The sequence below is a fragment of the Geomobilimonas luticola genome (genome assembly GCF_018476905.1).
Classification (GTDB): Bacteria; Desulfobacterota; Desulfuromonadia; order Geobacterales; family Geobacteraceae; genus Geomobilimonas; species Geomobilimonas luticola.
This window is the reverse complement of sequence record NZ_JAHCVK010000001.1, coordinates 1,312,600-1,334,791: the sequence shown is the minus strand read 5'-3', so window position 1 is coordinate 1,334,791 and position 22,192 is coordinate 1,312,600. Positions and strand designations below refer to the sequence as shown.

Below are 22,192 nucleotides of genomic sequence, written 5' to 3'. Positions count from 1 at the left end.
CACCTGTAGTTAGTTAGATTCCAACCGTTTTAAATAAGCTCTTCGGCCGAATATGTCAAGGGGTTTCTTGGTGCTCGAAAATTGGGATTGCCTATTCCAAACCAATTTCTTATCCTGCAAAAAAACAACACGTTTATTGTTCTATTAGAGATTTGCAGTACTTTCAGATTGGGGACATGGAGATCACATGCCAGCTGATGTCTTTGAAAAATTATGCAAAATTACTTCGTAAAATATAGAATAATGTTTTATAATTGTCAAGGAAGAAATATTATGTGGTTATAATTTGTATACAAGGGCTCGAAATACCCCAGGCACGGCGTTTTCACCTGGTTCGACAACCCGAACCGGCACTTCCCCGGCAAAAGAGTTTAACTAATGACAAAGCACGCGAGGAGGACGTCCCATGCTTAACCTGCCGAAGAAAATCCTGGTGGCCATCGACGGCTCTCCCCTCTCCGACAAGGCAGCAGAGGAAGCGGTGCGGATGGCGGCCGGCAACCCAAGCCAGTTCAAAAGCAGCATTTACGCCATGCTGGTCCTCCCCAACGCACCAAGGACCACCTTTACCGACTTCGTCCCGGCCCCCCCCATCACCGAGGCGAAGGAGTGGGAAGAGCGCCGGCAGCGCATTTTCTACGTTATAGAGAAGAACTCATCCGAACAGAATATTCCCCTGACGACAATTGTGGTCTACGGAGACCCGGCCGACGAACTCATCGCCTTCGCACAACGGGAAGAGATCGATGTCATCATCATCGGGAGCACGGGGAAGGGTTTTCTCAAGCGGAACCTGCTCGGAAGCGTCTCCAACAAGGTCGTCAAGAACGCAAAGTGCTCGGTCTACGTGGTCAGGGGGTAACCGGCGCGGTCTCCCGCCGGAGGTACCGGAGAATTTCCCGCAGACTCTCGATCATAACCCGCTCGTCCCGGGAAAATTCATGGGGAGACAGTTCGAGGGTCAGGGTTTCGTTGTAGCCGGTGTTGCGCAGGTGATTGAGAAAACGTGTCAGCGGCAGGATACCGTGACCGGGGAGGAGATGCTCACGGCCGTGACCATAGTCGGAAAAATGGACATTGCGAATCCGGCCGGTGTTGTAGAACAGATAAAAATCATTGATGAAGTTGGTCTTGCCCGACCCCATGTGGGTACAGTCGAAGGTCATGTAGAGATTGCGCTCCTGGAGGAAGTCGATCATTTTGCCGGTATGGGAAAGGATATACTGATTGATCTTGAACCTTCCGACCCACGGCATGTTCTCCAGGGTAAGGATCACCCCCTCATCCCCTACCTCCTTCTGGAAGTCGATTATCCTGTACATCCAGCGCCAGAACGCAAGCTCGAACCCGAGCCAGGATGCGGGATGGAAATTGACCAACGGCACACCGCAGTCTGCGGCGATCTCGACGGAACGCCTGACGGAATCGACCGGCCCTCCCCAGCCGTCCAGCGGCATGAATGGCGCATGAATGGAAAGGATGGGAAGGATCGGGGCAAGGTCCCGAACCACCGAGCGCGGGTTGACCTTCTGGAAATCCTGGTTGATAATCAGTTCCAGTCCGTCAAAGCCGACATCGCGGGCTATCTCGAACACCCTGTGAAGCGGGTAGGTGAACAGGGTTCCTGAGGAGAGGGATATCCGCATAGCTCTCCTAGCCGTTAGCGACGAAACGCTGGTAGACTATCCGCTGCAGGTTCACCACCGCTTCCACTCCCTCCTTCAAAGACTCGATCTCGGACTCGCCAAGCTCTTCCGGCTTCAAGAATGATCCCTCACCGTTGCGACCAATTTCCAGCCGCAGCTTCTGGCTCACAAAATCGTGATAGGCACGCAGCAGTCGCTGGGACAGGTCCACTCCGAGTTCCCCCCGCCCAAGCAGCGCCTTGATCCGCTCGACTGTCGCAGTTTCCGGCAGGCCTGTGCGCACCGCCAGTATCCGGATGTTTTCCACCAGCGGTCCCAGCGCAAACAGCTCCAGGTTGAATTCACCCCGGTGCTCTCCCCCTTTCGCCACCCGCAGCCTGCCGAAAAAATCGAGCCCTGTCGTCATCTCCGCCGCACCGCGGGCCACCTCGTCAAATCCGCGACGGTTGAAATCGAACAGACTGCGAACCAGGTTCATCGTCTCGCCACAAAGGCCCGAATCCCCGCCGACCAGGCGCAAGTCGGCAAATCGCACCAGGAACGAGTGGTCTTCGAGCGTTTTTTCACCGGAAACCCCCTCGATCAGCCGCATTCGCCATTCGTTGATGCTCCCCCGCCATGAAGAATGTGCCGGCGTAATGCCCGCCACACTCTTGACGCCGCAATTTTCCAGTATGGCCATTATTCTCAGGGAAAACCCGGCAAAATACCCGGCATGGTCTCCAGTCAGTTCGCCATGCACGAGTAGTGCGTCGCACTCTCCGGCAATGGTCCCTTCCTCTCTCCCCGCCCCGCCGAAGGCAAACCAGCAATAAGGCACGGGAGGCGGGCCGAAACCGCTCCGCGCCATCCATTCTCCGGCAAGGGCCAAAGCACGAGAGACCAGCCGGTCCTGCAGGGTTGCGCAGAGCGACTGCACCACCAGTACCGACCCCCGCCGCTGAAAATAGTCGGTCGCCAGCTGCTTGCCCCGCCGGTAACCGGCAGCCACCTCGTCCGCCGTGCCTGCCGTCTCCAGTGCAGACAGAACCTGTTCAACATCTTCCGCAAAGCGGGATTCAACTGCCAGTTCCTCCTCGATCCGCCCCTGAAAGCCTTGCAGCAGAACAATCTCGTCCCCGCCGGTGAGGTACGCAATCTTTTGAGCCAGCTGACGTTTCACACCATCAATCAGTTCCACCGTGTCATGCCAGGCAAGGATGTCGCCCCCCCTGTTCACCGGAAACATCGACATGGCATTTATCCTCCTAATCGAGATGGCCGTGGACCTGCTCGGCCAGAAAACGTCTCATTTCATCCGATGGGGGAGGCGTCAGGAGCGACACCACCACCATGACGAGTATCACCAGTGGAGCTCCGCAGAATGCGGAAGAGGTTGCCGGAAAAAGGGTGGCAATCAGGGGAACCATATTTCCCGCCAGAGGGGCGGCAAAGGTTATCACGACCCCCAGAACCATGCCGGCTATGACCCCGTGACGATTGGCACGTCCCCACCAGATGCCAAGCAGGAAAGCGGGAAAGATGGTATTGCCGGCCAGGGCGAAGGCAACCGCCGTGATTTCAGCTATGAGAGCAGGGGGCTTGAGGGCGATAAGCAGCACCAGGGCTGCCAGCACCAGGGTCCCCCCCTTGGCGATCGTCATTTTTCGCGATTCCGAAGCCCGGGGGTTGATAAGACGGTAATAGATATCGTGGGAAAGGGACGCGGCACCGGTCATGAGGAGCCCGGTAACCGTAAAGAATGCGGCGCTGACCGCTCCGGCTGCCAGCAGGCCGGTCAGCCAGACCGGCACCCCACCCATGACCGCCGTCTTGAGCACCATGATGTCGGCCATCTTATGGGCCGCCCCAGGATCGGGGATATACCCCCCCCGTGCTTCCAGAAGCCGGGCAAATACGGCGTAGGCCGGCGCGGACCAGTAAATGAGGGCGATGAAAAACAGTCCCCATACCACGCTCCACCGTGCATCCCGGATGTTGGGAAGGATGTAGAAACGGGACAGGACATGGGGAAGCCCGGCCGTGCCGACCATGAGCGTAAAACAGAGAGCGACCCACTGGAACGGGGAACCGCTGGCAAAGGGGGCGGAAAAGTTGATGCTGAACTCCGTAGCCAGGTCCTGAATTCCCTCACCATAGCCGAACTGGGGAAGTATCCAGAAATAGCCGAACCGGTGGGCCAGGTACATGAGGGGGAGGATGAAAGAGACGATGGTTACGAAGTACTGCAACTGCTGGTTGCGGGCCACCCCGAGCATGCCGCAGACCACCACGTAACAGACGACAATACTGCCGCCGAGGACGACCCCCCGCCCGTAGTCGATGCCGAACAGCCAGCCGAACAGCATGCCGATCCCCTTGAACTGGGCGACGCAGTATATGACGGATATGGTGATGGAAATGAGCGCCGCCAGGAGACGGGCGACATCGGAATCGTAGCGGGTGCCGACGAAATCGGGGGCGGTATATTTGCCGAACCGCCGGATCTGGCCCGCCATGAGCACCAGAAGAAGGACGTAGCCGCCGGTCCAGCCGATGACGTAGGCGAGGGCGAAGTACCCCTGGAGATAGAGGAGACCCGCCATGCCGAGAAAGCTGGCCGCGCTCATCCAGTTGCTGGCGATTGCCGCCCCGCCGCCGATACGGCCGATATAGCGGCCGGAAAATCCGTAGTCGGACATTTCCTGGGATTTTGCGCGCAGACCGGCCACGACAAAGGAGACCAGCACCCCCGTGACGATAAGAAGCGGCCAGAATTTAACCGGATCGTTACTCATAGGTCCTGTCTCTCCTTCTGCTGTGGCGCTCGGTGAGACGATCGAGGTAGACATTGAAAATCACGCAGAGAATGATGAACCAGAGGGGAAGAAACTGGGCGGTGAACCAGAAATGGTAGGGAAGATTGAAAAAGGTGAGCCGGGTAAAAATCCCTTCTCCCAGCGGATTTTCAGCCAGAAGCCAGAGCACTGCCTGGAAGCCGAAGTTCATCACCCCCCAGCCGACCAAGATCGCCAGAATGATAACCACCTCTCCACGCATGTACCCCTGCTTGGGATTGAACAGGTTGACAACATACTTCTCTTCGTGCTCTTCGTGCCGGTTCATGCGTAAGCCTCCAAGAGCAGTGCGCTCTGCTGGAGCGACCCCCGTGATCGCCCGCCGTGGCTGGGTCCGCCACCCAACGTTTTTCTCCTACTGATTCTAGCAATAAAGATTCACGTGTCCATACAGACCGGCTTGATAATCTCCCGCAGGACCGCCGTAGCGTAGGAGCCCTTGGGAAGCGAGAATTCAAGAATCAGATCAGCCCCGTCCTCCGCCAGCAGCGGTTCTCGGAGTGGGACCCGCAGCGGACGCCGCTCCCCCTCCAGCCGCATCCCTCCCGGCAGGTCGAAGCTGGCAGGAGTAAGCCCTTCCCCGGCAAGGATGGACGCTTCCATGTCGCCCGGCGCCCCTTCCGGAGACTTCATCCTGCAGCCGAACAGCGGGCCGGTAGGGGATATTTCGAAGCGTTCGGCACGGGGAGTCTCGACCGCCGGGTCGGTAACGAGAAAACAGGCGCCGCTGTCGTGCTTGAAGGCAAGGTCGCCGGCTACTACCCGGTCGAAGCCTGCCAGCCGTGTTTCCAGCAGCCGGTCGAACAGCAAGGACTGGTAGGCGGAAAGATAGAGTTTCTTCAGGCGGGGGTGGACCGCATTGAGGGCCTTGCCCCACGCCCCGGGATTCTTGGCCAGGCGCTGCAGGACATCCCGTTCGGTTCGGCAGTGGCCGGGAAAGAGCCGCAGACTTTCCTCCAGCTCCCCCCGCCGGTAGGCAGCGATGGCGGTTCGCCACCGTTCGTCCCGCACCAGTTCGGGGTTCCCCATGAGAGCGTCCACCGCGCCCCGGTAGTCACCCCGCAGCCAGGCGCCGCCGATAAGAGGGGAATTACCCTGGGCACCGTAGCGCTGCTCGCCAAACCGATTGGGGACCCCCCGCTCAACAAGGACCTGAAGCACCGCACTGGCCCGCTCCAGGGCGTGGGACTCGACATCACGCAGCCTGATATGGAACCGGTTGCCGGCCAGGTGACCGAGCTTCAGCTTGTTGGTATGGCGCGCCGCCGTCAGGACCTTGATGCCGGGGAGCGCAAGGCCGAGCACCAACTGGGGATCCATCCGCGGGATAGATACGGTCTGGCGGGTAATCCCCCGGGCATCCTTCATTCCCGCGTACCCCATGTCCCGATCGGACACCCCCAGAGCCCGGGCGATCCGGCGCAGGGCATCCAGGGTGGTGACTCCGCGTTTCTCGATCTCCGCATAGGTATGCTCGCCGGCGCCGCAGGGGAAATAGAGGGGGAGCTCCGTCACCTGGAAATCCTCCGGCGACTCCTTGATGGTCCCGCCGGCACCGGGGATATCTGCCGTAAGATACGTGGTCAAATCAGGCCTCTCGAGCTCGGAGGGTACAGGCGGGGAAGTCCGAAGAAAAAACTTTGACTTCCGCGCTTCCGATCTTCAGTACTTCCGGTCTATGAAATTTTCCGGTAATGGACAAAGTAAATCCTCTTCCCCTCTGCCATGAACTTCCGCATATACTTGGAAAGATGGTATCCCTCCAGTTCATGACGGTAGAGGTCCGGCGTCAGGCAGTTCCCGTACCCTGCCATCCCCGGCAGAAGCCCCGCCACATCGATACCGTAATCGTCGAAATCGGTAGCGAAATAGAAATCCCCCCCCGGCACCAGGTAGTCGCGGAGAAATTCCAGGAACTGGCGATTGACCAGCCGCCTCTTGCGGTGCTTCTTTTTCGGCCAGGGATCGGGGCAGTTTATGTAAACCGCTGCCAAAAGCCCCTTCGGCAACCGTTCCTGAATGAACTGGCGCGCCTCGACCCGCAGCACCCGCACATTGGTCAGCCCGTGGCTATCGATACGACGGCAGGTCTTGTAGCACCCCTTGTTGTAGAAATCGATGGCGATGAAGTTCCGTTCCGGGGCTTCGAGGGCGGTCTTGACGATGAAGTCGCCGATACCGCAGCCTATCTCGAGCGCTATGGGATGATCGTTGCCGAACACCGCCGACCAGTTCAGCGGTGCGGGCAGCTGCTCCTCGCGGAGGTAGTTTGGGGAGTCGATGTGGATGAAGGATTGCATCTCGGTGTCCTTGGAACATATTTGTGGGCGTACCATAGCACAACTGCCCAGAAAAGCGGAAGTATGGAAGTGTTGGCAGTGAGAAAAATCTTAAGAAAATCGATAACCGAAATTTTCACGAATATGCTCGCCGTCATGCCGCAAAAACATTCGCGTTTTAGTGTCAGCAGTGGCAATCTGCTGATATCAGGGTAATTTGCATGATTGAGGTACCCCATCAACTGTCCCGGCGCGGCTTGCTATTTCCCGCCCGCTGTGCTATAGCTATCCTCTTGAAATAACGAAATAAAGGAAACGTCATCCATGAAATTCAGCGAACTCAACCTGCCGGAACCGGTACAGCAGGGAATTACCGAAACCGGCTTCACCGACTGCACCCCGATCCAGGAACAGACCCTTCCCCTCGCCCTGGCAGGCAAGGACGTTGCCGGCCAGGCCCAGACCGGCACCGGAAAGACCGCCGCCTTTCTCATTGCCCTCTTCACCAAACTCCTCCAAACGCCACGGGAAGGAAAGGATCGCCAGCCCCGGGCACTGATCCTCGCCCCTACCAGGGAACTGGTGGTGCAGATCGAAGCGGACGCCCAGGCGCTCGGCAAACATGCCGGCTTCAGCATCCAGGCCATCTACGGCGGAGTTGACTACATGCTCCAGAAAAACGCCCTCAAGGAAGGGGCGGACGTAGTCATCGGCACACCGGGACGGCTTATCGACTACCTGAAGCAGAAGGTTTACAACCTCAAGAGCGTCGAGGCGCTGGTCATCGACGAGGCGGACCGGATGTTCGACATGGGATTCATCGCCGACCTCCGCTTCATCCTCCGCCGCCTTCCCCCCTATGACGCACGCCAGAACATGCTCTTCTCCGCCACCCTCAACCAGCGGGTCATGGAACTGGCCTATGAGTTCATGAACGCACCCACCAAGGTCTCGGTCACCCCGGAAAAGATGACCGCCGACAACGTGGAGCAGATTCTCTACCACGCCTCCCGCAAGGAGAAGTTCCCGCTCCTTCTGGGACTCCTGAGGAAGGAAGGGATGGAGCGGACCATGATCTTCATCAACACCAAGCGGGAGGGGGAATTCCTCTACGACCGGCTGAACGCCAACGGCTTCCCGGCCAAGGTCATCTCCGGCGACGTGGAGCAGAGAAAACGCCTGAAGATCCTGGAGGACTTCAAGAGCGGCAAACTCCCCATCATGATCGCCACCGACGTGGCATCCCGCGGCCTCCACATCGAGGGGGTCTCCCACGTCATCAACTACGACCTCCCCCAGGACGCCGAGGACTATGTCCACCGCATCGGCCGCACCGCCCGGGCCGGCGCCGAGGGGAAGGCCATATCCCTGGCCGACGAGGACGGCGCCTTTTACCTGGAAGCGATCGAGGAGTACATCAAGCACAAGGTCCCGGTCGAATGGGCAGAAGACGATATGTTCGTCCACGACTACATCAGGGTCAAGGCGCGACCGCGGGTTGAGAAGCCGGTGGGCAAGGGAAAGCCCGGGCAGGGACGCGGCAACGACCGGGGCAGGAGCGGCGAACGGACGCGGCACGAGAAGAAGGGTTCCCCGACACCTGCAGCGGCTCAAGCCAGCCCGGTGGCCGGAGCGGGCGAAGGGGAAGTGAAGAAGAAGCGCCGCCGGCCGCGGAAAAAGAAACCTGCGGGGGAAGGAACTCCCGCATGACGAAAAAAGCTGTCATCCTCTACAGCGGCGGGCTCGATTCAACCACCTGCTTGACTATCGCAAAGGCGGAAGGGTTTGCCCCCTATGCCATGAGTTTCGCCTACGGTCAGCGGCACAGCGTTGAGCTGGAGCTGGCGAAGCGGAACGCCAGGGGAGCCGGCGCCGTGGAGCACCTGGTGGTTGAGTTCGATTACCGGCAGGTGGGGGGAAGTGCCCTGACGAGCGACATCGCCGTGCCGAAGGAAGGGGTGGGGAGCGACATCCCGGTCACCTATGTGCCGGCCCGCAACACCATCTTCCTCTCCTTCGCCCTGGGGTGGGCCGAAGCGCTCGGCGCCTTCGACATCTTCATCGGCGTCAACGCCCTGGATTACTCCGGCTATCCCGACTGCCGGCCGGAGTATATCGCCGCCTTCGAGCAGATGGCCAATCTGGCCACCAAGGCAGGAGTGGAAGGAACGGGACGGTTCACGGTCCACACCCCGCTCATCCATCTCACCAAGGCCGAGATCATCAGGAAAGGACTCGATCTCGGCGTGGACTACAGCCGGACCCATTCCTGCTACGACCCGACCCCGGGAGGGCTTGCCTGCGGGCTGTGCGATTCCTGCCGGCTGCGGCTCAAGGGGTTCGCCGAGGCGGGAATACCGGATCCGGTGAAATACGTGACCAGGGACCAGGGACCAGGGACCAGGAAGGAACCGGCATGAAAACCAGAAAACCCCGATCCTCTGTCTCCAATCGCACAACACCAGCCACCAGCGATCATTCGCCGGCTGCCGCTTCTCAGTCCCCGGTCCCCGATCCCCGGTCCCCGATCCTCCACGACGTCCAGAAATCCCGCGACACCCGCCGGGTTCCCATCAACAAGGTGGGAGTGAAGGACATCTCCTACCCCATCGTGGTGATGGACAAGCTGAAGAAGGTCCAGCACACGGTGGCCCGGGTCAACATGTACGTGGACCTCCCCCACCAGTTCAAGGGGACCCACATGAGCCGCTTCGTGGAGATCCTCAACAGCTACCGGGAGCAGATCGCCCTGGACAAGATGGAGACCATGCTGGAGGAGATGAAGCAGAAACTGGGGGCCTCCAGCGCCCACCTGGAGATAGAGTTCCCCTACTTCATCGAGAAGCGGGCCCCGGTCTCCGGCGCGCGGAGCCTCATGGAATACACCTGCGCCTTCCGGGCGAGCCTGAACGACACCTTCGATTTCGTACTGGAGGTGCGGGTCCCCCTCACCTCTCTCTGCCCCTGCAGCAAGGAGCTCTCCCGGTACGGCGCCCACAACCAGCGCTCCGTCATGACTGTCCAGGTTCGCTACCGGGAATTCATCTGGATCGAGGACCTGGTGACGCTCATGGAGAGCTGCGGCAGTTCCCCCGTCTATTCACTCCTCAAGCGCCAGGACGAGAAATTCGTCACCGAGCAGGCGTTCGAAAACCCCCGGTTCGTGGAGGACATGGTCCGGGAAGCGACATTGCGCCTCACTGCCGACGAGAACATCAGCTGGTTCTCGGTCGAGGCGGAAAATTTCGAATCGATCCACAACCATTCTGCCTATGCGGCAGTGGAGCGAGATAAGCGGTAACAGCGGCATAACAGCAATGAATCCCTGGAGTTAGCGCCGTAACGGGGGGAAACGGATGCCGCCGGCCGTAAGTCGTTATCAACCGCGGACTAACAGCACCTGTTCAAAACCCTGTTGAAAAGCTCCGAAATTGTGGAAAACGCTAGACTTTTTGTTTGTCAGCCCCTTGTCAAAACCTTGACAGCAGCGGTTTTACGGACTTTCACCGCCATATTGCCATTTCCTTACAAAACAACATCTTATGCCCCAACCCCGTAAGCAGGCCCTCATCATCTTTGCCAAACACCCCGTTCCCGGCCGGGTAAAGACCCGCCTTATCCCCCCTCTTACCGCTGTTGAAGCTGGCCGGCTCTACGAATGCATGCTCCGGGATACCCTCTGCCGGACCTCCCGCCTGGCAGGCATCGATCACATGCTTTTTTACGTGGACGAACCGGGCGCAGAACCCTTTTTCCGCCAGCTTGCCCCATCGCTTCCTCTCTTCCCCCAGCAGGGGAAAGACCTGGGGGAACGCATGGCTAACGCCTTCAGCACCGCTTTCGCCCATGGTTACCAAGGTGTGGCCATCATCGGCAGCGACTCGCCGGACCTCCCCCTCGCCTTCATCGAAAACGCCTTCGCCAACCTGACAAATGGCAAGGCGGCGGTCTTCGGCCCGAGCGAGGACGGCGGGTATTATCTCGTCGCCCTGGGGGAGATGCATGCTGAGCTGTTCAGAGGGATCGAATGGTCGCGGAGTGATGTACTGGCGAAGAGCCTTGGCAAAGCAGCTGAAGCGGGGATCCGGGTGGCGCTCCTCCCCGGCTGGTACGATGTGGATACGATTGAAGACCTGCAGAGGCCTGAATTGCGGGACAGAGAAAACGACGCCCCCCTGACGAGGGAGTTCATCGAAAACAGGCTCGGGGCACGAGGCACGAGGCTTTAGGAAAATTCACCTATCGCCTATTACCTATCGCCCCTTGCCTTGCCTTATTTCATTACCTCGACCTCGTATCCCTGGCTGTTGAGGTAGCCAACCACCTGCTGGATGTGGTCAAAGCCGCGGGTTTCCAGCTCCAGGAGGACTTCTGCCCGGCCGATGGGGAGCGATTTGGAACGCCGGTCGTGGGTAATGAGGGAGATATTGGCACGGGTTTCGGCGATGTCTGTCGAGAGACGGGCCAGTGAGCCGGGGACGTCGTCCAGTTCCACCTTCAGCTTCAGGTAGCGCCCCGCCGCCAGCAGCCCCCGCTCAACCACCAGCGCGATGGTCTTGACGTCGATGTTTCCCCCCGACAGGACACAGACGGTCTTGCCGGCGATATCCCTGACCCGGTGGTTCAGGAGCGCCGCCAGGGTAACCGCTCCCGCCCCTTCCACCAGCAGTTTGGTCCGTTCCAGGAGCGCCACGATCGCCTGGGCGATCTCCTCCTCCTCCACGAGCACCACCTCGTCCACCAGCTCCCGCACGATGGGAAAAGTCTTCTTCCCGACCCGCTTGACCGCTATGCCGTCGGCCAGGGTGACCGTCAGGGGAGCAGCCATGATGCTCCCCTTCTTGAGGGAATAGTGCATGGAAGGGGCCGCCGCCGACTCCACGCCGATTACCCGCACATGAGGGTGGGTCTCCTTGATGGCGGTGACGATCCCGGCGATCAGTCCGCCGCCGCCGATGGGGACCAGGATGTTGGCCAGATCGGGAATTTCCTCCAGCACCTCCAGGCCGATGGTCCCCTGCCCCGCCATGACCAGCGGGTCGTCGAAGGGGTGGACGAACAGCGCGCCGCTCGATTTGCCCGCCTGCACCGCCGCGGCATACGCCTCGTCGAAATTCTTTCCGGTCAGGACCACCTCAGCCCCGTAGTCGCGGGTGGCGAGCACCTTCTGCAGGGGGGTCGCCTCGGGCATGTAGACCGTGGCCTTCACCCCCAGCAGGTCGGCGGAAAAGGCCACACCCTGGGCGTGGTTGCCGGCCGAAGCGGTAATTACCCCATTCCGCAGGGATTCCCGCGGCTGGGAGGTCATGAAATTCAGTGCACCGCGGATCTTGAACGAACCGGTCCGCTGCAGGTTCTCGCACTTGAAATGGATGGGATAGGCGAGCGTATCGCTGAAGTGGTGGGAATGGATAAGTTCGGTGCGCCGCACCCGCTTCTTCAGGCGGTCGGCCGCTTCCTGGATGAGGACGTAATCAAGCATGAAATCTCCGGGGACGGTCCCCTGGCCACGTAGTCAGATTCGCAGTGCGGTTGCAAGCAACGGCTGATTTTCATTTTTCATGGTCATGGTCGTCCCCGTGGCCATGATCATGGCCATGGTGGTCATGACTGCACGTGCCATGGCCATGGCTGTGTCCATGCCCATGACCGTGTCCATGCCCGTGGAGCCCCTTGCGCGGCCGGTGGCGCAACTCCTTGAGCATCGGCGTCTCGATGCACATGGTGCACTCCACCTGCAGGGTGGTATGGGAAATATGGTACGACGCCAGGAGCAGTTCCTCGATCTCCCGGAGCACCATCGCCTGCTTTCCCTTGTACTCCGGTTCGACGTCGATATGGGCAGAGAGGGCCAGGATGTGGGAGCAGATGGTCCAGAGATTGAGGTGGTGGACGTCATTCACCCCCGCGACGGAGCGGATCGCGTCGGCAACCTCGGCCGTGCTCATCCCCCGCGGCACCCCTTCCAGCAGTATATGGGTGGATTCCCGCAGGACACGCCAGGCCCCCCAGAAGATCACCACGCCTATCCCCACCGAGATTATGGCGTCCAGCACGAACCAGCCGGTGAAGTACATGACGATGCCGCCGGCAATGACCCCCACCGATGCGGCCGCGTCGCCGATGACATGGAGAAACGCGCTCCGGACGTTGAGATCGTCGTGGGAATGGCTGTGGAGCGCCGATGCCGATACCAGGTTCATGACCAGGCCGATGGCGGCGATGATGAACATGGGAAGGCTCTTCACCTCTTCCGGACGGAACAGCCTCCCCCATGCCTCGTAAAATATGCCAATGGCCATCAGGAACACCGATGCGCCGTTGATGAAGGAGGCGAACACCTCGGCCCGGTGCCAGCCGAAGGTGCGGGTATCGGACGCCGGGAATGCGGCGAGTTTTATGGCCAGAAGCGACAGCAGGAGCGCGAACAGGTCGAGAAAGACGTGGGCGGCGTCGGAGAGGAGGGCCAGGGAATTGGTCCAGAACCCGCCGATCACCTCGGCGATCAGGGTGAGCGATGTCAGGATTATGGCGTACTTGAACCGACCGGCGATGCTTTTGTCCAGGTGTGCTTCAGCGTGCATGCAATTACTCCGGGCACCGGGTGCCCTTACAATGACATCGGTACCGCCGGTTTCATCAGAACCCTATGGCTGCCTTCAGCGAGTAGATCGGCCGGATGGCATACTCAAATTCACCAGTGATCCGGAAGAGAGGGAACGGCTTGATCTCCACGCCGGCGAAGACACGACCCAGGGACAGCTTCTCTGCCCTGAGGGGCGCACCGGCGGCTGTCGCCAGGCGCTGCAGATCTCCCGACGCCTTGCTGTTGACCCAGAGGTAGCCACCCCCGACATAGGGGGTCAGGAAGAGAATCCCCTTGCCGATGGAGGCATCCACGCCGTAGGTCTGGATATCCAGGTCGTTCAGTCCGGCAAGCCTGGTGTACGTGGCCCGCACGCCGAGAGCGGGGGTGGCGGCACCGCCGTCGAGGATCGACTTGCTCACCTCGGCGCCGTAGAGCTGGATGTTGCTGTCGGGAACGTTCGAATACATCCCCCCCACGTCGATGCCGAAGGGAAGCCCTTTGCGCACCCGCAGCTTGGGAAGGACGAGATAGGACGGGGCGTCGTTGTTGAACGCCGCGTTCCAGTAGGCGCTCTCCTTGTTGATATCGACTGCCTCCGCTTCCACGCCGATGTCGAAGCCGGTCACTCCCAGGGGGTGGGGCGGAGCCACATTCTTGTAGGCCAGGGCGACACCGGCTTCCTTGCTGAGACTGTTGAAGGCACCCTGGCTGATAGCAGACGTAAAGCCGATATCGGCGCCCAGGGCCTGGCCGCTCACCAGCAGGGTCAGAACGAGGACCGCAAGAACTCTCACCATCTTTTCACTCCTTGATTCAGCGCGTGGATTCTGCGTGGAGTGTACCAAACCGCTCCCCGCGGGTCAATCCTTTCCCGTTGAGCGGTCTTGCAATTTGCCCCCCCTGCTGCTATCTTTACACGACACGTGGCACCCGACACATCCCGGAGGACATCCCATGGAAACAACCCACCATCGCCTGATAATCCTCGGTTCCGGCCCCGCCGGCTATACCGCCGCCGTTTACGCAGCCCGCGCCAACCTCGAACCCGCTATGATCACCGGTCTCCAGCAGGGGGGACAGCTCATGACCACCACCGAGGTGGACAACTGGCCCGGCGACCCGGACGGCGTCCAGGGCCCCGATCTCATGGAGCGGATGCGCCGTCACGCCGAGCGCTTCAACACCACCTTCATCTACGATCACATCAACAAGGCAGACCTTTCCACGCGGCCGTTCGTCCTGACCGGAGACGCCGGCAGCTACACCTGTGATGCCCTCATCATCGCCACCGGCGCCTCTGCCCGCTACCTGGGGCTCCACTCGGAAAAGGCGTTCATGGGAAAAGGGGTATCTGCCTGTGCCACCTGCGACGGCTTCTTCTACCGGGGGAAACCGGTGGCGGTCATCGGCGGCGGAAGCACGGCGGTGGAGGAAGCCCTCTACCTCGCCAACATCGCCAGCCACGTCACCGTCATCCATCGCCGGGACAAGTTCCGGGCGGAGAAGATACTGGCCGACCGGCTGATCGAAAAGACCAAGGGGGGGAACGTCACCATCGAATGGCATCACACCCTGGACGAGGTGCTCGGCGACGTGACCGGGGTAACCGGCATCCGGATCCGCCATACCAGCGGCTCCACCAAGGAGATACCGGTCCATGGCTGCTTCATCGCCATCGGTCACCAGCCCAATACCCAGATTTTCGACGGCCAGCTCGACATGGACAACGGCTACATCCGCACCCTCTGCGGTGGCGAAGGGAACGCAACCGCAACCAGCGTCCCCGGCGTATTCGCCGCCGGCGACGTGCAGGACCAGTTCTACAAGCAGGCCATCACCTCCGCCGGCACCGGCTGCATGGCGGCCCTGGACGCCGACCGTTACCTGGAGATGCTTAAATCCTGAATCCGACCTGCGCCGGCACAACATCTTCCATGCCGGCGCAGTCTTACCCCCTCTGCCCCACAAAATTCCTTGGCAAACAAACCCTGCTGGTATACATTAGCCACCTCTAACTGTATTCCAGGGAGGTGACATGCTCGCCAAGGTCTTAAGCAGCGCCCTGCTCGGCATCGACGCCATTCCGGTCGACGTGGAAGTGGACATCGCCCAGGGGCTCCCCCAGTTTGCCACCGTCGGCCTTCCGGACGGCGCGGTCAAGGAAAGCAAGGACCGTGTCAAGTCGGCCCTCAAGAACGCCGGCTACGACTTTCCCCAGCGAAAAATCACCGTCAACCTCGCCCCCGCCGACCTGAAAAAGGAAGGGACCGCCTTCGACCTCCCCATCGCCATCGGCATCCTCGCCGCCACCGGTGTCGTCAGGAGCCCGCGCCTCACCGACTACCTCATCCTGGGTGAGCTTTCCCTGGACGGAAGCGTCAAGCCGGTCCGGGGGTGCCTCCCCGTGGCCGTCGCCGCCCGCACGGCAGGCTTCGCCGGCATCATCGTCCCCCTGGACAACGCTCCCGAAGGAGCAGTCGTGGAAGGTGTGGAGGTCATCGGGGTGCGGGAACTGGCTGAGGTTGTGGAGTTTCTCAACGGAACCCGGGCCATTCCCCCCTGCACGGTGAACGTGGAGGAGCTGTTCCGGCAGAATTCCGACTACAGCGAGGACTTCGCCGAGGTAAAGGGGCAGGAGCACGCCAAGCGTGCGCTTGAGGTGGCGGCCGCCGGTGCCCATAACATCCTGCTTCTCGGCCCCCCAGGCTCCGGCAAGACCATGCTGGCCCGCCGCATCCCCTCCATCCTGCCGCGCATGTCCTTCGACGAGGCGCTGGAAACCACCAAGATCTACAGCGTCATGGGGCTCCTGGAACGGGAGCGCTCCCTCATCGCCCACCGCCCTTACCGGTCTCCCCACCACACCATCTCCGACATCGGCCTGATCGGCGGCGGCAACACCCCCCGACCGGGGGAGGTCTCCCTTTCCCACAACGGCGTCCTCTTCCTCGACGAGCTCCCAAAGTTACAATATTTCAGACAGTTAGCTAAACAGAAAAGCCTTCTCAACCGCATAGACTGTGGGGCTTTATTGCATCCAGTGCAGTATTTTGCGTAGCAATTTTATTGACACTACGCTCAAGCAAATGGTAGCTTGTAAAAAAATTATAATAGTTTTCTGACAAGAGCAAACCCGGAGCGATCCGGGGACGCAAAGCCAGGGGCCTCGCCATCGAGGCAGCCCAGTAGCCGAAGAGAACTGCATTATTCGGACCGTTTCCCAAGGCACCTACTCCCCCTGGAACGAATAGACGCCCGCTTTCGGCAGAACCGGAGGCGGGCGTTTTTTCGTTAATAACGCCTGGAGCAGCGACACCACTACCTTTCGATACATTCTCCATTGATATTTAAAGAGGTTACCCAAGATGAAAGCTGTCCATTCCCTGATTTGCGTCGTCATACTGCTTCTTGGCTTTGCGCTGTTGAATCCGGCACAGGCCGCTGTCACTCCCCAGATCGCCGCGGGTTATGCGCACACCGTGGCGCTGAAAGACGACGGCACAGTCTGGGCCTGGGGGGATAACGGGTTTGGCCAGCTGGGGGATAGCACCACTACCTACCGCACGAAACCGGTGCAGGTGAGCGGCCTCTCCGGCATAACCGCCATCGCCGCGGGTGGAGACCACACCGTGGCGCTGAAAAACGACGGCACGGTCTGGGTCTGGGGGGATAACTACTACGGCCAGCTGGGGGATGGCACCACTACTAGCAGCACAACGCCGGTGCAGGTGAGCGGCCTCTCCGGCATAACCGCCATCACCGCGGGTTATAAACACACCGTGGCGCTGAAAGACGACGGCACAGTCTGGGCCTGGGGGAGTAACGGCAACGGCGAGCTGGGGGATGGCACCACTACCTACCGCACGAAACCGGTGCAGGTGAGCGGCCTCTCCGGCATAACCGCCATCGCCGGAACTGAATCACACACCGTGGCGCTGAAAGACGACGACACGGTCTGGGCCTGGGGATATAACTACTACGGCCAGCTGGGGGATGGCACCACTACTAGCAGCACAACGCCGGTGCAGGTGAGCGGCCTCTCCGGCATAACCGCCATCGCCGCGGGTGCACAACACACCGTGGCGTTGAATAACGACGGCACAGTCTGGGTCTGGGGATATAACTACTACGGCCAGCTGGGGGATGGCACCACTACTAGCAGCACAACGCCGGTGCAGGTAAGCGGCCTCTCCGGCATAACCGCCATCGCCGCGGCTGGACACCACACCATGGCGTTGAATAACGTCGGCACGGTCTGGGCCTGGGGTTATAACAGCAACGGCCAACTGGGGGATGGCACCACCAGCATACGCACGACCCCGGTGCAGGTGAGCGGCCTCTCCGGCATAACCGCCATCGCCGCGGGTTGGTACCACACCGTGGCGCTGAAAAACGACGGCACGGTCTGGGCCTGGGGGGGTAACAACTATGGCCAGCTGGGGGATGGCACCACCAGCATACGCACGACCCCGGTGCAGGCGAGCGACCTCATCGGCATAAGCGCCATCGCCGCAGGTGCCTTTCACACCGTGGCGCTGAAAAACAACGGCACGGTCTGGGTCTGGGGGGATAACTACTACGGCCAGCTGGGGGATGGCACCACCACCGTTCGTCTGACGCCGGTGCAGGTGAGCGGCCTCTCCGGCATAACCGCCATCGCCGCGGGTGGAGACCACACCGTGGCGCTGAAAAACGATGGCACGGTCTGGGCCTGGGGGGGTAACTACTACGGCCAGCTGGGGGATGGCACCACCACCGATCGTCTGACGCCGGTGCAGGTGAGTGGCCTCTCCGGCATAACCGCCATCGCCGTAGGTGGATACCACACCGTGGCGCTGAAAAACGACGGCACGGTCTGGGCCTGCGGGAATAACGGGTTTGGCCAGCTGGGGGATAGCACCACTACCTATCGCACGACCCCGGTGCAGGTGAGCGGCCTCTCCGGCATAACCGCCATCGCCGCGGGTTGGTACCACACCGTGGTGCTGAAAAACGACGGCACGGTCTGGGCTTGGGGGTATAACTACTACGGCCAGCTGGGTGATGGCACCACTACCTACCGCACGACCCCGGTGCAGGTGAGCGGCCTCTCCGACATAACCGCCATCGCCGCGGGTGCAGAACACACCGTGGTGCTAAAAGACGACGGCACGGTCTGGGCCTGGGGGTTTAACTACTACGGCCAGCTGGGGGATGGTACCACCAGCATACGCACTACACCCGTGCATGCGAGCGGCCTCTCCGGCATAACCGCCATCGCCGCGGGTGCACAACACACCGTGGCACTGAAAAACAACGGCACGGTCTGGGCCTGGGGGTATAACGGCAACGGCCAGCTGGGGGATGGCACCACCAGCAATCGCACGAACCCGGTGCAGGCAAGCGACCTCATCGGCATAAGCGCCATCGCCACGGGTTGGTACCACACCGTGGCTCTGAAAATCGACGGCACGGTCTGGGCCTGCGGGGAGAACGGCAACGGCCAGTTGGGGGTCGCGGTGAACATCACACCCCACCCGGCGCTGATAAACCTTGATGCCTCTTCACCTCTCGTCTCTGCAGTTGCCGCCAAGATCGGCATCTTCAGCAATAGCTACTGGTACCTGGATACGAACCGGAATTGGGCATGGGACGGTACCCCCACGGACAGCCTCGGCATTTTCGGTATCGGCCTTACCGGAGCGATTCCGGTGGTGGGGGACTGGAACGGCGATGGCAAGACCGAGATCGGAGTCTTCATCGATGGCATCTGGTACCTCGACATGAACGGCAACGGCCAGTGGGACGGCGAAGGGGTTGACATCAAAGGTGTGTTCGGCGTCGGGATACCCAATGCCAAGCCGGTGGTCGGCGACTGGACCAGCGACGGCAAGACCAAAATCGGTATTTATGCAGACGGCATCTGGTATCTGGACATGAACCAGAACTTGGCATGGGATGGCGCAGTGACCGATGTACAGGGGTACTTCGGCAGTGGCGTTCCCAATGCCAAACCGGTGGTCGGCGATTGGACCGGTGACGGCAAGACCAAAATCGGTATTTATGCGGACGGCATCTGGTATCTGGACAACAACAGAAACTGGGCTTGGGACGGCACCCCCACCGACACGTATGGCGTCTTCGGGGCCGGCCTTTCGAACGTGATTCCCGTTACTGGTGACTGGAACGGCGATGGTATCACCAAGATCGGCGTGTACAGCGACGGGAACTGGTACCTGGACAAGAGCAACAACTGGGCCTGGGAGGGTGAGCCGACAGACACCTATGGCGCTTTCGGCATGGGCTTGCAGAACGTTGTCCCGGTGGTCGGGAACTGGTAAACGAAACAATGACTGCCTTAAAGGGCCTGGCAATTGCCAGGCCCTTTTTTGTCAGTTGTGAGCAGCTTTATTGTGCGGATCGGAACCAAAAATCATCACTATCGAATAACCTATTGAAATCAGGTGGAAAGTAAAACAATATTGGAACTATTGGCAAGTACTATTGGATTTTCCCAGTAGGAGTTCAAGAAACACGTCCTGGAAGTCCTGCGTCAGCCCCTGGAGGATGGCCGGGTCACCATCTCCCGGGCGCTCTCCTCCATCACCTATCCCTCCCGCCTCATGCTCGTCTCCGCCATGAACCCCTGTTGATTCGTTCGAACGCATTCTCGAAAGCCTCGTAGCGAGACCGAAGTATCTTCCAGAGTGGCCTGATACTCAAAGAGCAATGCCGAATGAAATCCTTCGTTCGGCACTTTTCAATTGCCGGAACCGTAATCAAGCTCGTCTCTTCATGAAGGACGCAGAAATAGCTGTGATCGGAGACGGCCAGGTAATTTATCGTGGTGAGGAACTGCGCCAGGATGATGAACTTGTCTGGTTGCACCTGATGCACCTGGCAAAAAAGACCCATCTTGGCGATTGCATCGACTTCACCCCCTATTCTTTCATCAAAATGCTTGGCTGGCCCATCAAGGGCCAAAGCTACGACCGACTCCGTGTCTGCTTGAGCAGGATGCAGGCTACAGCAATCCGCTTCCAATCAAAACGCCTTGATACCTTCATCAGTGTTTCTCTGATCCTTAAGTTCAGATCCAGAAACGATAACAATGAAAATCTGTCCCGATGGGAAGTCTGGGTTGGCGAGGAAATGCGCCTCCTATTTGACGAAGAGTTCCTGACGAGAGTGAACTGGGAAACGAGGCGAGCGCTTCCAGACGGCATCGCATCCAAGTTGTTTGGTTACTGGTCAAGTCATCGGAAACCTTTCCCGGTAAAGGCTGAGACTCTCATCAAGCTGTGCGGTTCCGAAATGGAGCTGAGGCATTTCCGTATCGAATTGAGAAAAGCGCTCGATGTTCTCGTGAAAGTGAGTTTCCTCGAATCCTGGGAGGTCAAGGATGACCTGGTTACCGTCGCACGGAGGCATTGACCTATGACTTACCAAGTATTGACTTATGACCGGCGAACTACTGACTTTTGACCGACAAAGTATAGACCTAAGCCCTACAGGTACTGACTTTTGACCGGCAAACCTATTGACTTTAGACCGGCAGAACTATTGACCTTTGGCCGACAAGCACATCGGAAATTCGTTTTGCAGCACGCGATGTTACAGAGTTTTCCACAACCCCCTAACCTTCTTTTAACCTTTTATAACCATTAGGGGCTGAAAAACATCAAGGAGGACCCCCATGAACTGCCCAGTTCCTGATGACGCTGTGACAATTGTCATCGCTTATTTACGTCAGCAAGGACTCACCATTACCCATACCGGAAATGCATACCGCCTGGATGAAGGCCTGCCGAACATCAATGTCGTCATCAAGGCATTCCGTGATCAAACCATCAGCATTGCTGAAGACGGTACCATTCATCTTTTTGGCGTCTACCTTCCTTCAGGATGGGACACCGTGAGAATCAGGAGAAAGGTTGAAGATCATCTTCGGAAGATCTCCTCTACAGAGGAAATCATCCGTATCGCTTCATGCTTAGGAGTAAGACTTTCTGAAACCGTAAAGTGATCCGGGAACACCCGGTCTCCAGTAGTAGTACGACAACCTAATAGCACAGATTCAATCTGGCACGGCCGGGCACTTCAATGTGCTGGCAAAGCCGGTCTACGGAGAAAACTTCCGTGACCGGCTTTTTTTGTTTGAGCGGAGGTCACATGGATTTCTTCAAGGCAATGCAATGGGTGCAGGACAACGAACCCACGATCAAGAGCAAGATCAGGCAGTATCGGAAATTCACCCCCTATGAAATGTGCGACTTTCAGCAAGAGGCATACGAGGCTGCATTCGTCGCGGTTCTTCGCAGTCAGGAGAAGAATATCCCGTTCGAGGCTGCCTTCTGGACCACATTCCGGAACAAGATCAGCGTTCTGACTCCCGACCCTAACTTCACCCATGGGTCCAATTCGATTCCTTCGCATATCTGTTATGGCGACATTGAGGCAGTCGAACAGACGATTCACGGGAGTGATGATGGTGCTGACATCGAGGCGATATTCGAGGCTATTTCCCACCACTTGACGGAAAAGGAAAGGGAAACTCTATCTCTCTCCCTGGGGGTTGCGGACCAAGGGAAACTATCCACATACGAGATCGCTGATCTCTACGGCTGTTCTGACTTTAATGTCCGAGACACTCTGAAAAGGGCGTTCAGACGAATAAAGCAGCTCGCAGACAACGGAACCATAGTCGTTGACCGCATGAGGCTCGTGACCCAACAGCACCAGGAAATAATGTCTGGCTGTGTAGCCATTCAGGACTTCACGCCTTTGGGTTTTTCAGCAAGAAGCCCGCCTTCCTGATTTAGGATCTTCACGGCAACAGCAGTTGACTATTACAACCTGTAA

General features: G+C 59.2%; 21 protein-coding genes and 1 riboswitch. Of the genes, 12 read left to right on the top strand and 9 right to left on the bottom strand.

The genetic code is table 11. The annotated features are described in order from the left end of the window. Nucleotides 1–406: 406 nt before the first annotated feature. Nucleotides 407–862, top strand: coding sequence for a universal stress protein (locus KI810_RS06320; protein ID WP_214174588.1), 456 nt, complete (start codon nucleotides 407–409; stop codon nucleotides 860–862). Here the strand turns inward: KI810_RS06320 and KI810_RS06315 are convergent. The 6 genes from KI810_RS06315 to trmB all read right to left on the bottom strand — a co-directional run bounded on the left by KI810_RS06315 (nucleotide 852) and on the right by trmB (nucleotide 6,783). Continuing rightward, nucleotides 852–1,646: a sugar phosphate isomerase/epimerase family protein gene (locus tag KI810_RS06315; RefSeq protein ID WP_214174587.1), complete on the bottom strand. Its 795-nt coding sequence runs from the start codon at nucleotides 1,644–1,646 to the stop codon at nucleotides 852–854. The genes KI810_RS06320 and KI810_RS06315 overlap by 11 nt on opposite strands. A gap of 7 nt (nucleotides 1,647–1,653) precedes the next feature. Then, a complete protein-coding gene (locus tag KI810_RS06310; RefSeq protein ID WP_214174586.1) occupies nucleotides 1,654–2,880 on the bottom strand; it encodes a putative nucleotidyltransferase substrate binding domain-containing protein in 1,227 nt (408 codons plus the stop codon). 13 nt (nucleotides 2,881–2,893) lie between these two features. Further along, nucleotides 2,894–4,423 carry a VC_2705 family sodium/solute symporter gene (locus KI810_RS06305; protein WP_214174585.1) on the bottom strand — a complete coding sequence of 510 codons (1,530 nt, stop codon included), beginning with the start codon at nucleotides 4,421–4,423 and terminating at the stop codon, nucleotides 2,894–2,896. Further along, the gene (locus KI810_RS06300) at nucleotides 4,416–4,751 is read right to left on the bottom strand and encodes a DUF4212 domain-containing protein (protein WP_214174584.1); all 336 of its coding nucleotides are present in this window, start codon (nucleotides 4,749–4,751) and stop codon (nucleotides 4,416–4,418) included. Before KI810_RS06300 ends, KI810_RS06305 begins: the two co-directional genes overlap by 8 nt. 110 nt (nucleotides 4,752–4,861) lie before the next feature. After that, nucleotides 4,862–6,070 carry a tRNA pseudouridine(13) synthase TruD gene (gene truD / locus KI810_RS06295; RefSeq protein ID WP_214174583.1) on the bottom strand — a complete coding sequence of 403 codons (1,209 nt, stop codon included), beginning with the start codon at nucleotides 6,068–6,070 and terminating at the stop codon, nucleotides 4,862–4,864. Between the two features lie 89 nt (nucleotides 6,071–6,159). Further along, on the bottom strand, nucleotides 6,160–6,783 hold the full coding sequence (trmB, locus tag KI810_RS06290; RefSeq protein ID WP_214174582.1) for a tRNA (guanosine(46)-N7)-methyltransferase TrmB: 624 nt from the start codon (nucleotides 6,781–6,783) through the stop codon (nucleotides 6,160–6,162). Between the two features lie 303 nt (nucleotides 6,784–7,086). Between trmB and KI810_RS06285 the strand changes: the two genes are divergently transcribed. From KI810_RS06285 to KI810_RS06270, 4 genes are all read left to right on the top strand, one after another. Beyond that, entirely contained in the window at nucleotides 7,087–8,472 is a 1,386-nt protein-coding gene (locus tag KI810_RS06285; protein ID WP_214174581.1) for a DEAD/DEAH box helicase, read from the top strand. After that, on the top strand, nucleotides 8,469–9,182 hold the full coding sequence (queC, locus tag KI810_RS06280) for a 7-cyano-7-deazaguanine synthase QueC (protein WP_214174580.1): 714 nt from the start codon (nucleotides 8,469–8,471) through the stop codon (nucleotides 9,180–9,182). Before KI810_RS06285 ends, queC begins: the two co-directional genes overlap by 4 nt. Continuing rightward, complete coding sequence (gene folE2 / locus KI810_RS06275; protein ID WP_214174579.1) at nucleotides 9,179–10,063, top strand: GTP cyclohydrolase FolE2; 885 nt, start codon at nucleotides 9,179–9,181, stop codon at nucleotides 10,061–10,063. The genes queC and folE2 overlap by 4 nt, the downstream gene beginning before the upstream one ends. A gap of 241 nt (nucleotides 10,064–10,304) precedes the next feature. Next, the gene (locus KI810_RS06270; RefSeq protein WP_214174578.1) at nucleotides 10,305–10,991 is read left to right on the top strand and encodes a TIGR04282 family arsenosugar biosynthesis glycosyltransferase; all 687 of its coding nucleotides are present in this window, start codon (nucleotides 10,305–10,307) and stop codon (nucleotides 10,989–10,991) included. Between the two features lie 44 nt (nucleotides 10,992–11,035). On the opposite strand, the gene ilvA is transcribed toward KI810_RS06270, so the two are convergent. The 3 genes from ilvA to KI810_RS06255 form a co-directional block, all read right to left on the bottom strand. Then, nucleotides 11,036–12,244, bottom strand: a complete 1,209-nt coding sequence (gene ilvA / locus KI810_RS06265; RefSeq protein WP_214174577.1) for a threonine ammonia-lyase — start codon at nucleotides 12,242–12,244, stop codon at nucleotides 11,036–11,038. Nucleotides 12,245–12,314: 70 nt separating this feature from the next. After that, complete coding sequence (locus KI810_RS06260; protein WP_214174576.1) at nucleotides 12,315–13,346, bottom strand: cation diffusion facilitator family transporter; 1,032 nt, start codon at nucleotides 13,344–13,346, stop codon at nucleotides 12,315–12,317. Nucleotides 13,347–13,401: 55 nt separating this feature from the next. After that, nucleotides 13,402–14,148 (bottom strand): hypothetical protein, encoded by a 747-nt coding sequence (locus KI810_RS06255; RefSeq protein WP_214174575.1) that lies wholly within the window; start codon nucleotides 14,146–14,148, stop codon nucleotides 13,402–13,404. A 157-nt stretch (nucleotides 14,149–14,305) separates the two neighbouring features. Here KI810_RS06255 and trxB point away from each other — a divergent pair, with 157 nt between their 5' ends. The 7 genes from trxB (at nucleotide 14,306) to KI810_RS06220 (ending at nucleotide 22,147) form a co-directional block, all read left to right on the top strand. Continuing rightward, complete coding sequence (gene trxB, locus KI810_RS06250; RefSeq protein ID WP_214174574.1) at nucleotides 14,306–15,256, top strand: thioredoxin-disulfide reductase; 951 nt, start codon at nucleotides 14,306–14,308, stop codon at nucleotides 15,254–15,256. 130 nt (nucleotides 15,257–15,386) lie between these two features. Next, nucleotides 15,387–16,409, top strand: a complete 1,023-nt coding sequence (locus tag KI810_RS06245) for a YifB family Mg chelatase-like AAA ATPase (RefSeq protein WP_214174573.1) — start codon at nucleotides 15,387–15,389, stop codon at nucleotides 16,407–16,409. 58 nt (nucleotides 16,410–16,467) lie between these two features. Beyond that, nucleotides 16,468–16,545: riboswitch (cyclic di-GMP riboswitch) on the top strand. A 171-nt stretch (nucleotides 16,546–16,716) separates the two neighbouring features. Further along, nucleotides 16,717–19,671, top strand: coding sequence for an RCC1 domain-containing protein (locus tag KI810_RS06240; RefSeq protein WP_214174572.1), 2,955 nt, complete (start codon nucleotides 16,717–16,719; stop codon nucleotides 19,669–19,671). 198 nt (nucleotides 19,672–19,869) lie between these two features. After that, complete coding sequence (locus KI810_RS06235; protein ID WP_425513894.1) at nucleotides 19,870–19,983, top strand: ATP-binding protein; 114 nt, start codon at nucleotides 19,870–19,872, stop codon at nucleotides 19,981–19,983. Nucleotides 19,984–19,996: 13 nt separating this feature from the next. Then, a complete protein-coding gene (gene trfA / locus KI810_RS06230; protein WP_214174745.1) occupies nucleotides 19,997–20,764 on the top strand; it encodes a plasmid replication initiator TrfA in 768 nt (255 codons plus the stop codon). A gap of 262 nt (nucleotides 20,765–21,026) precedes the next feature. Continuing rightward, nucleotides 21,027–21,356, top strand: coding sequence for a hypothetical protein (locus KI810_RS06225; RefSeq protein ID WP_214174571.1), 330 nt, complete (start codon nucleotides 21,027–21,029; stop codon nucleotides 21,354–21,356). A gap of 146 nt (nucleotides 21,357–21,502) precedes the next feature. Continuing rightward, nucleotides 21,503–22,147: a sigma-70 family RNA polymerase sigma factor gene (locus KI810_RS06220; RefSeq protein WP_214174570.1), complete on the top strand. Its 645-nt coding sequence runs from the start codon at nucleotides 21,503–21,505 to the stop codon at nucleotides 22,145–22,147. Nucleotides 22,148–22,192: the final 45 nt, after the last annotated feature.

What these genes read in the sequence shown, in the direction of transcription:
- KI810_RS06320 (WP_214174588.1), top strand. Translation starts at nt 407, where the DNA reads ATGCTTAACCTGCCGAAGAAAATCCTGGTGGCCATCGACGGCTCTCCC.
- KI810_RS06315 (WP_214174587.1), bottom strand. Translation starts at nt 1,646, where the DNA reads ATGCGGATATCCCTCTCCTCAGGAACCCTGTTCACCTACCCGCTTCAC.
- KI810_RS06310 (WP_214174586.1), bottom strand. Translation starts at nt 2,880, where the DNA reads ATGTCGATGTTTCCGGTGAACAGGGGGGGCGACATCCTTGCCTGGCAT.
- KI810_RS06305 (WP_214174585.1), bottom strand. Translation starts at nt 4,423, where the DNA reads ATGAGTAACGATCCGGTTAAATTCTGGCCGCTTCTTATCGTCACGGGG.
- KI810_RS06300 (WP_214174584.1), bottom strand. Translation starts at nt 4,751, where the DNA reads ATGAACCGGCACGAAGAGCACGAAGAGAAGTATGTTGTCAACCTGTTC.
- trmB (WP_214174582.1), bottom strand. Translation starts at nt 6,783, where the DNA reads ATGCAATCCTTCATCCACATCGACTCCCCAAACTACCTCCGCGAGGAG.
- KI810_RS06285 (WP_214174581.1), top strand. Translation starts at nt 7,087, where the DNA reads ATGAAATTCAGCGAACTCAACCTGCCGGAACCGGTACAGCAGGGAATT.
- queC (WP_214174580.1), top strand. Translation starts at nt 8,469, where the DNA reads ATGACGAAAAAAGCTGTCATCCTCTACAGCGGCGGGCTCGATTCAACC.
- folE2 (WP_214174579.1), top strand. Translation starts at nt 9,179, where the DNA reads ATGAAAACCAGAAAACCCCGATCCTCTGTCTCCAATCGCACAACACCA.
- KI810_RS06270 (WP_214174578.1), top strand. Translation starts at nt 10,305, where the DNA reads ATGCCCCAACCCCGTAAGCAGGCCCTCATCATCTTTGCCAAACACCCC.
- ilvA (WP_214174577.1), bottom strand. Translation starts at nt 12,244, where the DNA reads ATGCTTGATTACGTCCTCATCCAGGAAGCGGCCGACCGCCTGAAGAAG.
- KI810_RS06260 (WP_214174576.1), bottom strand. Translation starts at nt 13,346, where the DNA reads ATGCACGCTGAAGCACACCTGGACAAAAGCATCGCCGGTCGGTTCAAG.
- KI810_RS06255 (WP_214174575.1), bottom strand. Translation starts at nt 14,148, where the DNA reads ATGGTGAGAGTTCTTGCGGTCCTCGTTCTGACCCTGCTGGTGAGCGGC.
- trxB (WP_214174574.1), top strand. Translation starts at nt 14,306, where the DNA reads ATGGAAACAACCCACCATCGCCTGATAATCCTCGGTTCCGGCCCCGCC.
- KI810_RS06245 (WP_214174573.1), top strand. Translation starts at nt 15,387, where the DNA reads ATGCTCGCCAAGGTCTTAAGCAGCGCCCTGCTCGGCATCGACGCCATT.
- KI810_RS06240 (WP_214174572.1), top strand. Translation starts at nt 16,717, where the DNA reads ATGAAAGCTGTCCATTCCCTGATTTGCGTCGTCATACTGCTTCTTGGC.
- KI810_RS06225 (WP_214174571.1), top strand. Translation starts at nt 21,027, where the DNA reads ATGAACTGCCCAGTTCCTGATGACGCTGTGACAATTGTCATCGCTTAT.
- KI810_RS06220 (WP_214174570.1), top strand. Translation starts at nt 21,503, where the DNA reads ATGGATTTCTTCAAGGCAATGCAATGGGTGCAGGACAACGAACCCACG.